The following is a 9,861-nucleotide window of genomic DNA, read 5'->3' as shown; positions in this document are numbered from 1 at the left end:
CCAAATGACGGATTTACAGGAGAAGACACATTTGATTACACAATATGTGATACAATGGGTAATTGTGATACAGCCACTGTAACGGTAACGATCCCAGCATACGATGTTATAGATGCTGTTGATGATGCATACGAAGCAACAACAGCAGGAGGAACACTAGATGGTAATGTATTGGATAATGATACTTTAGATGGAGCATCAGTAACCATATCGGAAGTTGTAATCACATCTACGCCAACAGGCCCACTAACTGTTAATTCAGACGGAACTATAACTGTAGCTGCAGATACAGCACCAGGTACTTATACGATTGATTATACCATCTGTGAAATTGCTGCACCAAGCAATTGTGATACAGCCACTGCAACGGTAACAATCCCAGCATACGATGTTATAGATGCAGTTGATGATGCATACGAAGCAACAACAGCAGGAGGAACACTAGATGGTAATGTATTGGATAATGATACTTTAGATGGAGCATCAGTAACCATATCGGAAGTTGTAATCACATCTACGCCAACAGGCCCACTAACTGTTAATTCAGACGGAACTATAACTGTAGCTGCAGATACAGCACCAGGTACTTATACGATTGATTATACCATCTGTGAAATTGCTGCACTACAGCGACTGTAACGGTAACGATCCCAGCATACGATGTTATAGATGCAGTTGATGATGCATACGAAGCAACAACGGCAGGAGGAACACTAGATGGTAATGTGTTGGATAATGATACTTTAGATGGCGCATCAGTAACCATATCGGAAGTTGTAATCACATCTACGCCTACAGGTCCACTAACTGTTAATTCAGACGGAACGGTAACTGTAGCAGCAGATACAGCACCAGGCACTTATACGATTGATTATACTATTTGTGAAATTGCGGTTCCAAGTAATTGTGATACAGCCACTGTAACGGTAGTAATCGAAGCACAACCTTTTAAAATTGAAGTTAACCAAATGGTTACTCCAAATTCAGATGGTAAAAACGATTTCTTATTCATTAGAAATGTTGATTTTGCATTTAACAATACCTTGAAAATTTTTAATAGATGGGGTGTAGCAGTTTATGAAGGTATCGGTTACAATAATCAAAATAATGTTTTTGATGGTCGTTCAAAAGGTAGATCAACCGTTACTCAAGAAGAATACTTGCCGTCTGGTGTATATTTCTATATTTTTGAGTATCAAGATATAAATAGTAAAAATATTACCGAAAGCGGTTACATTTACGTTAGCAAATAATAGTATTGAGAACACTATATATTATGAGAAAAATAATTTTTTTAGTACCCTTATTAATTACGTCATTCTTTATTCAAAATGGGAATGCACAACAAGATGCTCAGTATACGCAGTATATGTTTAATACTATGAGCGTGAATCCAGCATACGCAGGCTCCAGAGGGCAATTGAGTATAGCAGCTTTGTACAGATCACAATGGGTAGGTTTAGAAGGTTCACCAACTTCCCAGACTTTAAACATACATTCCCCTATAAGAAATAGTAGGCTTGGTTATGGAGTATCAATCGTTAATGATGAAATTGGCGATGGTACGGTACAGGAGACTTATTTTGATGGTGTTATATCCTATACTATTGATGTTTCGCAAGTTGGGAAATTATCTTTTGGATTAAAAGCTGGCGGAAACCTTCTTAATCTGGATTTTAATAAGCTTCGAAATTTTGATGATGAACCAATAAACGGTGATAATATTGAGAATAGATTTTCTCCAAATTTTGGTATTGGAGCTTACTATCATACCGATAAATTCTATTTAGGACTTTCAGCCCCTAATCTATTAGAGACCAATCATTTTGATAATTCTAATAGGGATGCTAATTCGGTTACATTTTTATCCAAGGAACGAATTAACTTTTACGCCATAACAGGTTATGTTTTTGATTTATCTAATGATTTTAAATTTAAACCTGCACTTTTGACTAAAGTGGTTGGCGGTGCTCCTTTACAGGTAGATGTTTCTGCCAATTTTATGCTAAATGAAAAATTTACTTTTGGTGCGGCGTACCGTTGGGATGCTGCTGTTAGTGCTATGGCAGGGTTTCAAATAAGCGATCAGTTTATGATTGGTTTGGCCTATGATAAAGAAACTACAGAATTAGGATCAACTAGGTTTAATGATGGTTCATTTGAAGTCTTTTTAAGATATGAATTAGTTAAATCATTTCAAAAATTGGTTTCACCACGTTTTTTCTAAATTGTTATTATGATAAAAAAATTACATTTAGCAGTATTACTTATAGTTGCGTTTTTTGCAAGTTCTGTTGCGCAAGAAAAAACACTGGAGCGCGCAAACAATAAATATGAAGAGTACTCCTTTAGTCCTGCAATAGATATTTACAAGAAAGTGCTTGATAAAGGTTTCGTTTCAGCAGATTTATTAAAGAAATTAGGTAATTCGTACTATTTTAATGCGGATTATAAAGAAGCCTCGGAAGTATATAAAAAATTAGTTGCCAACTATGAGGCAGAGGTTACTTCGGATTATTATTTTAGATATGCTCAAACTTTACGAAGTTTAGGTGAATACGAGACGGCTGATAAACTTATGGTGAAGTTTGCGGAAATGACAGCTGGAGATAAAAGAGCAAATAATTTCAATTTAGATCGAGATTATAGAAAGGAAATTTTAGAAAATTCAGGGAGATATACTGTTGGTCCTTTTGAATATAATACTGTTTATTCAGAATTTGCACCAACATATTATAAAGAAGGGTTACTGTTTTCATCTGATAGAGATACCGGAAATTTGGCGCGATACAGACATACTTGGAATGCAAAGGATTTTTTAGACCTGTATAAAACCAATGTAGATAGTACTTCTATGAATGCTGTAGTTAAGTTGGATAAATCTATCAATACAAGGTTTCATGAATCCAGTACAGTGGCAACCAAAGATGGGGAAACTATATATTTTACAAGAAATAATTTGGTTGATGGCAAAACTAAAAAAGATGAAATTGGTGTAACCAGATTAAAGATTTTTAGAGCTCAAATAGAGAATGGTATTTTTACGCAAATTGAAGAATTACCATTTAATAGCGATACTTATTCAGTAGCCAATCCTGCTTTGAGTCCTGATGAAAAAACCTTATTCTTCGCGTCAGATATGCCAGGTAGCCTAGGAGAATCTGATTTGTTTAAAGTTGCCATTAACGAAGATGGTACATTTGGAACTCCTGAGAATTTAGGCAGTACAATTAATACAGAAGCAAGAGAAACGTTTCCTTTTGTAACAAGTGAAGAAGTTTTGTATTTTTCATCTGATGGGCACCCTGGTTTAGGAGGCTTAGATATTTTTGCTACAAATATTAAAAACAACACCTATTCAGGAATTGTAAAAAATGTTGGGGAACCAATAAATAGTAAGGTCGATGATTTTACCTTCATTTTTAATGAAAAAGATAAAACTGGGTATTTTGCATCCAACCGTGAAACTGGTCTAGGTAATGATGATATCTATAGTTTTGTAGAAAATAAACCACTAAAATTAGATTGTCAACAATTAATTACTGGAACTGTAAGGGACAAAATATCTAACCAAGTTTTGGTTGGTGCTACAATCAAAATAATTGATGAACAGAATGCTGAGATATCAGAAACATTAACAGATTCTAATGGTAATTATAAAGTTATAATAGATTGCAATAAAGGTAATTTTGTTCGTGCTTTAATAGATGGCTACATTCCGGCGGAAGAATATATGGGTGCATCTGATGGTGAACCGCAAATAATAGATTTCTATTTAGAGCGAGATACTGTAACGGCAGGTTTTGGAGACGATTTAGCCAAGTTGCTACAATTAAGTACTATTTATTTCGATTTAAATAAATATAATATTAGACCAGATGCCGAAGTAGAAATACAGAAGGTAATTGCAGCAATGGAGAAATATCCTAGTTTAAAACTAAAAGTTAATTCTCATACAGACAGTCGAGGAAAAGATGCGTATAACCTTTGGTTATCTCAAAAAAGAGCAGAATCAACTGTGGGCTATATGGTGGCAAAAGGGATAGCTTCTGACCGACTTGAAGGAGAAGGTTTTGGGGAAACAAAACTGATAAATAGATGTGCTAATGGAGTTAATTGTACAGCAAAAGAACATGAATTAAACCGTAGATCAGAGTTTATTATAATGGAATAAATTTCATGTAAAATTATAGAGAAAAGCAGTCAAGAAATTGGCTGCTTTTCTGTTTATTATATATTTGAATGCCTTGATAATAGTTGTATTATCGACAAAATACGGTATATCATCATAATGTTTTGACTAGAAATATTAAATAGTATACCCCACTATTTGCTGTGTACACTTATTCATTTATGACCTACACAACAAATATTTAATTATGGAGGTAGCTAATTTTATATTTGTTTAGTTAGAGAAGAAGAATTGTCAAAATAATATTTTGATTCTCAAATCGTAAACAAAAATAACCAATGAAGACTTTTGTTTTATTCAAAATATTGATCCTTTTATCCTTAGTTGGATTTTCAAATAATCTTTTTGCACAACAAACCTATCGCGATAATTTTAGTTCTACCTCGTATTCAAATAATGATGGCAATACTAATTTTTCAACAAATTGGATAGAATCAGGTGACGATAATTCAGCCGCTAATGGTTATATTAGAGTTATTGGTGGTGAACTACGATTTGCCTATATCTGGACAGAAACTATTTTGAGATCGGCTAATTTAACAGGTGCTACTGCTGCTACCTTATCTTTCAATTGGCGTACAGTGAGTTTGGAAAATGGCGAGACACTGGCAGTGCAAGCATCTTCAGATGGGACAACATTTACTACACTTGCCACTTTTAGTGGTGCTCAATCAGGAGTATTTAGCCAAAACATAAACAGTTATATTTCAAGTAATACTACAATCCGATTTATTAAGGGAGGTGGAAACTGGTCAGGCAATGATGATTTAGTTTATATAGATAATTTTTTAATTTCTGCAACTGTTGGAGCAGCGGTTATTGTTAATGATGTTACAGTTAATGAAGGTGCTGGCACCGCAACATTTACAGTTACACATACAGGGGCAAATACTAGCGGAGCTTTTACAGTAAACTATACCACAGCTAATGGAACGGCTACAGCTGGTAGTGATTATACCGCAAGAACAGGAACTTTAAATTTTACAGGAACTGCAGGAGTAACAAGATCATTTACTGTGAATATTTTAGAAGATACAGCATTTGAAAATGCAGAAACCTTTTTTATTCAATTTACAGGTACGTCTAATAATTCAGTTAATATAACAGATACCGCGACAGGAACAATTATAGATAATGATGCTATAATTATGACCAATGGAGCTACGGCTACTACATGTAGTGATATATTTTTAGATCCGGGTGGAGTGGGTAATTATTCGAATAATCAAAATGTGGTGTATACCATATGTCCGGATACTGCAAATAATTACATTAGCGTTAATTTTACAAATTTTGATATAGCTAATGGGGATTTATTATATGTATATGAAGGAACCACAACTAGTGGAACTTTAATTGGTCAGTATAATAATGGTAATGTAGCAACTATTATAGAATCTACCCATTCTTCCGGTTGTTTAACCTTTAGATTTACTTCGAACAATAATACAACAGCGGCTGGTTGGCAAGCAAATGTAACTTGTTATCCAGAAGGGCCAAAAATTGTTATTGATGATATTTCATTTGACGAAACCGTAGGTAATGCTGTATTTACCGTAAGACAAACTCGAGCTGCGCATGGTTACACAATACCAATATTTGGTTTTATCAATACTTCATTCACCGTAAATTATACTACCGTAAATGGTACAGCACTCTCTGGAAGTGATTATACTGTCACTTCAGGAACCTTAACTTTTAATGGTCAAATAGGAAATGTTCAAACTATTTCGGTTCCTATAGCGAATGACGGTGTTCCAGAACTCGCTGAGGAGTTTACAATAATATTTACGGGGGCTAATGCGCAATATGCTACCATAAATTATTCCGATACAGGTACAGGTACCATTAACTCTCAGATACTAGCAAATGATCCATTAACCTTAGTAAAGGAATTTGATGGTTATTATGATTATACCACTACAGGAGGATCACTAAGAACTAATGACAACTTTACAGATCCTTGTTCAATAACTAATTCTTCATCTAATACATTAATTGCTCCAATACCTGCCACAGCAGTTATTGATAAAGCCTATTTATATTGGGCCCATTCTAGTACAGTAACAGATCCTAATGTAACCTTTGAAGGGCAGGCGGTGTCGGCAAATTTCATATATCAAACCACACTAACAAATAGAAACTTTTATGGTTATGTAAGTGATGTAACTTCTATCGTACAAAGTGTACCAAATCCTTCAACAAATACTTGGGATTTTACAGGTCTTTCAGTTGATAATACTGGAAATTATTGTTCAACAGCTACCGTTTTAGGTGGATGGACCTTAATGGTCTTTTATGAAGACCCTAATTTGCCTGCGGTGAATATTAATTTATACCAAGGATTTGATGGACTATCAAATAATGGAACATCGTTTACATTAGACTCATTTTATGCTATTGCAGGTTCAGGTGCGAAGGCAACATTTTTATCATGGGAAGGAGATCCAAATTTAGATGGATCAAGTAGTGGTTCTACTAATCCAGAAGAGCTTTCCATAACAAACCAATCTAACGTAAATTATATTCTTTCAGGTGATGGTGGCCAAACAGGGAATAATGTATATAACTCAACAATATATGACAATACAGTTTCGCCTGTTTATTCAAATTCCACATCCTATGGATTAGATTTAGACACCTATGATATTTCATCCTATATTGCTCCTGCAGATAGCCAAATAACGGCCAATGTAGATGTTGGTCAAGATTTTGTGATTTCTGCGGCAGTGATTCTTAAAGTACCTTCAAACTTAATTGCGGGTACTGTTTTTGAAGATGCAAATTATCCTGGTGGACCAGGTAGAAATCTAGCAGTTTCTAATGGTGTTGGTGTTTCTGGAGCCATTGTAGAACTTTTTACTTCAACTGGAAATTTCATTCAAAGAAAAAATACAGATATTAATGGTGACTACTCTTTTGGGGGTATGGCAGATGGTAATTACCGTATTAAGGTGGTGAATTCTACTGTAAAATCTAATAGAGGTGGAGGACTTAATTGTTCTACATGCTATCCAATACAAACGTTTAGAAAATATAGAAGTGGTACTACACTAATTGATGTTACTAATGAAGTGGGAGGTGTAAATCCAAGTGCCACCCAAGATGTTGCATTAGGTGTAATAAATAATGCCCAAAGTGTTTCAAATGTTGCGGTTTCTGGTAATGGTGTTGTAGGTATAAATTTTGGTTTCAATTTTAATACCATTGTAAATACCAATGAAACCGGGCAAGGTTCGTTAGAGCAATTTATTATAAACTCAAATAATTTGAATGAAGTCGGGCTCGATATAGAGGCAAATTCAATTTTTGACCCTAGTGCAGGTTCAGATACCTCTATTTTTATGATCCCTCCTACAGGAGATGCCTTAGGGAGAACTGCAGATGCAAATTATACTGGAGGAGTTTTTGATATTTTAATATCCAATAGTAGGCAGCTCTCTATCATTACAGGTACCAATACACAAATAGATGGTAGAACTCAAACCGCTTATTCTGGAAATTCTAATGGAGGTAATGTTGGTTCAGGTGGAGTTGCAGTTGGTACTTCCGCAGTAGCACTTCCAAACTATGACCGACCTGAAATTCAAGTACACCGAAATAATGGAGATGTAATGCGTTTACAAGGTGCAAATACTGTTGTTCGAAACATTTCTGTTTACGGAGGCAATAATGCTGGACTCCAAGTATTGGGTGGAACAAATACTATTTCAAATTCGCTAATTGGAGTTAACGCATTAGGAGCCAATGCAGGAAATATTGATTTTGGAATTGAAATTACTGGAGGTACAGCCACTATTAATGGCAATTTTATTTCTACAAATCGAGATAACGGAATATTGGTAGATGGAGGTACGTCTACTATAATACAAAATAATCATATTACCGCTAATGGTAATGCCGCTTGTGATGATAATATTAAACTTCAATCGGGTAGTGGCATTGTAATAAATCATAATTTAATTACAAATGCCTCTGCTTTAGGAATTGATGGTGATGGTATTACGGGTAATGTTACAATTACAGAAAATTCTATAACTTCTTCGGGTCAACACGGCGGAAATTGTAGTGGAAACATAGAAAATGCAGGAATTAAATTAGATGGGAATAATTCATCTATTAGCAATAATGTTATTTATTCTAACGGAGGGGCTGGAATTGTTTTAGCTGGAGGAAACTCATCCGGTAATTTAATTTCGCGAAACTCTATTTACGCTAATGGTACAACGAGTGCGGCCTTAGGAATTGACATTGATAGAACAGACAACCTTGGTGATGGTGTAACATTAAATGATAATGGCGATGGGGATAATGGACCTAATGGTGCATTAAACTTTCCAATTATATCCAGTGCAATTGTTGGTGGATCTAATTTAATTGTTGAAGGTTGGTCAAGACCTGGAGCTACCATTGAACTATTTCTTACCGATATTAATCAAGGGAGTGCCGCAACCGGAGCCAATCAGTTGGGAAGAGTTACTGACTACGGTGAGGGTCAAGTTTACCTCGCAACTTTTATAGAAGGGAGTGGTGCAGATAGTGCAGCAGGGGTATCCTCGTATACAGATTTAGATGGTAATACGGATAATACCAACAAATTTAAATTTACTATTCCTTTGCCTTCGGGAGTGATTAGGGGTAATTTAATTACGTCAACCGCAACAGTAGCCAACAGTACTTCTGAATTTTCACCTTTTAGTATTATTGCAAGCTATAATGTTATTACAAATAGGAGAATAACTTATAGAGTAAAACCGAATTAATTTTCTATCTGAATAATTTCATTAATTTTTATTGTTAAATCTATATTTAAGTCAATCAGAATTTTTTTTGATTGTTCTTGTTACGAGAAAATATTAGTAGTCTTTTAAGAATTATAGCCATTCGTTTAGTCCTAAATGTTATAAATACGATACCTATTTGGTATAGTAAAACATGCAAATAAAGACTGATTTTCATCCAAATATTACTTCCTGCTTTTTATCTAATAGACCTTGCTATTATTAGCTAAATCGATGAAAAGTAGCTTGAAAATGAATTATAATTTTTGGCAATACCTCATTTATTACTTGCTATACCCTATTTATTTATGCATACACAACATTTATTTTACCTAGCCTATGCTAATGTTAAATTTGTAAAGTGTAATAATACCTAATTTTTAAGTAGAAGGAACTTTTACACAAAATAATCAATTGAATACCAAAATTAAGTTAACCCATAATCATGAATAAAAAGATATTCCTACTAATTTTTCTTTTAATGTCTGCATTTGCTTTTTCGCAAACAACCGTTACTTTAGAAGATCAGTGTAATTGCGAAGTGTTGAGTGGTACAGCAGTAACGAGTGCTGGTATGACTACTCCTACAGGAGCAGATCTTGGAGACATCTATGTAAACACAAATACTGGAACTATTTATTTTTGGGATGGAAATTCCTGGGAATTAACTTCAACGGATAGCCAACAAATTCAGCAGTTTAATTTTAATCCAGCAACTAACGAATTAATTTTAACACTTGAAAATGGAGGTACACAAACAGTAAATTTAACAGCGGCATTGGCAACCGCAGGTACTGATAACCAAGCCTTAACCTTAGAGGCCGGAAACATATTAACCTTAGTAGATGGCGGAACGGTAGATTTAACTCCATTTTTAGATAATACGGA

5 protein-coding genes and 1 pseudogene are annotated in these 9,861 nt (G+C 34.6%); all 6 read left to right on the top strand.

What is annotated here, in order from left to right:
* The coding region (locus B8963_RS00030; RefSeq protein WP_234989589.1) for an Ig-like domain-containing protein at positions 1 to 639 on the top strand (639 nt) is incomplete at its 5' end.
* Between the two features lie 89 nt (positions 640 to 728).
* A complete protein-coding gene (locus B8963_RS16050) occupies positions 729 to 1,253 on the top strand; it encodes a T9SS type B sorting domain-containing protein (protein WP_394334726.1) in 525 nt (174 codons plus the stop codon).
* Between the two features lie 23 nt (positions 1,254 to 1,276).
* The gene (locus B8963_RS00020; protein ID WP_084059267.1) at positions 1,277 to 2,227 is read left to right on the top strand and encodes a PorP/SprF family type IX secretion system membrane protein; all 951 of its coding nucleotides are present in this window, start codon (positions 1,277 to 1,279) and stop codon (positions 2,225 to 2,227) included.
* 9 nt (positions 2,228 to 2,236) lie between these two features.
* The gene (locus B8963_RS00015; RefSeq protein WP_084059266.1) at positions 2,237 to 4,174 is read left to right on the top strand and encodes an OmpA family protein; all 1,938 of its coding nucleotides are present in this window, start codon (positions 2,237 to 2,239) and stop codon (positions 4,172 to 4,174) included.
* Between the two features lie 296 nt (positions 4,175 to 4,470).
* Positions 4,471 to 8,955 carry a beta strand repeat-containing protein gene (locus B8963_RS00010; protein WP_084059265.1) on the top strand — a complete coding sequence of 1,495 codons (4,485 nt, stop codon included), beginning with the start codon at positions 4,471 to 4,473 and terminating at the stop codon, positions 8,953 to 8,955.
* A 463-nt stretch (positions 8,956 to 9,418) separates the two neighbouring features.
* A pseudogene (locus B8963_RS00005) lies at positions 9,419 to 9,861 on the top strand (hypothetical protein); the annotation flags it as partial.

Source organism: Cellulophaga tyrosinoxydans, assembly GCF_900176415.1.
GTDB lineage: Bacteria > Bacteroidota > Bacteroidia > Flavobacteriales > Flavobacteriaceae > Cellulophaga > Cellulophaga tyrosinoxydans.
The sequence above is the reverse complement of the archived record's forward strand: the minus strand, read 5'-3'. Positions and strand labels throughout refer to the sequence as shown.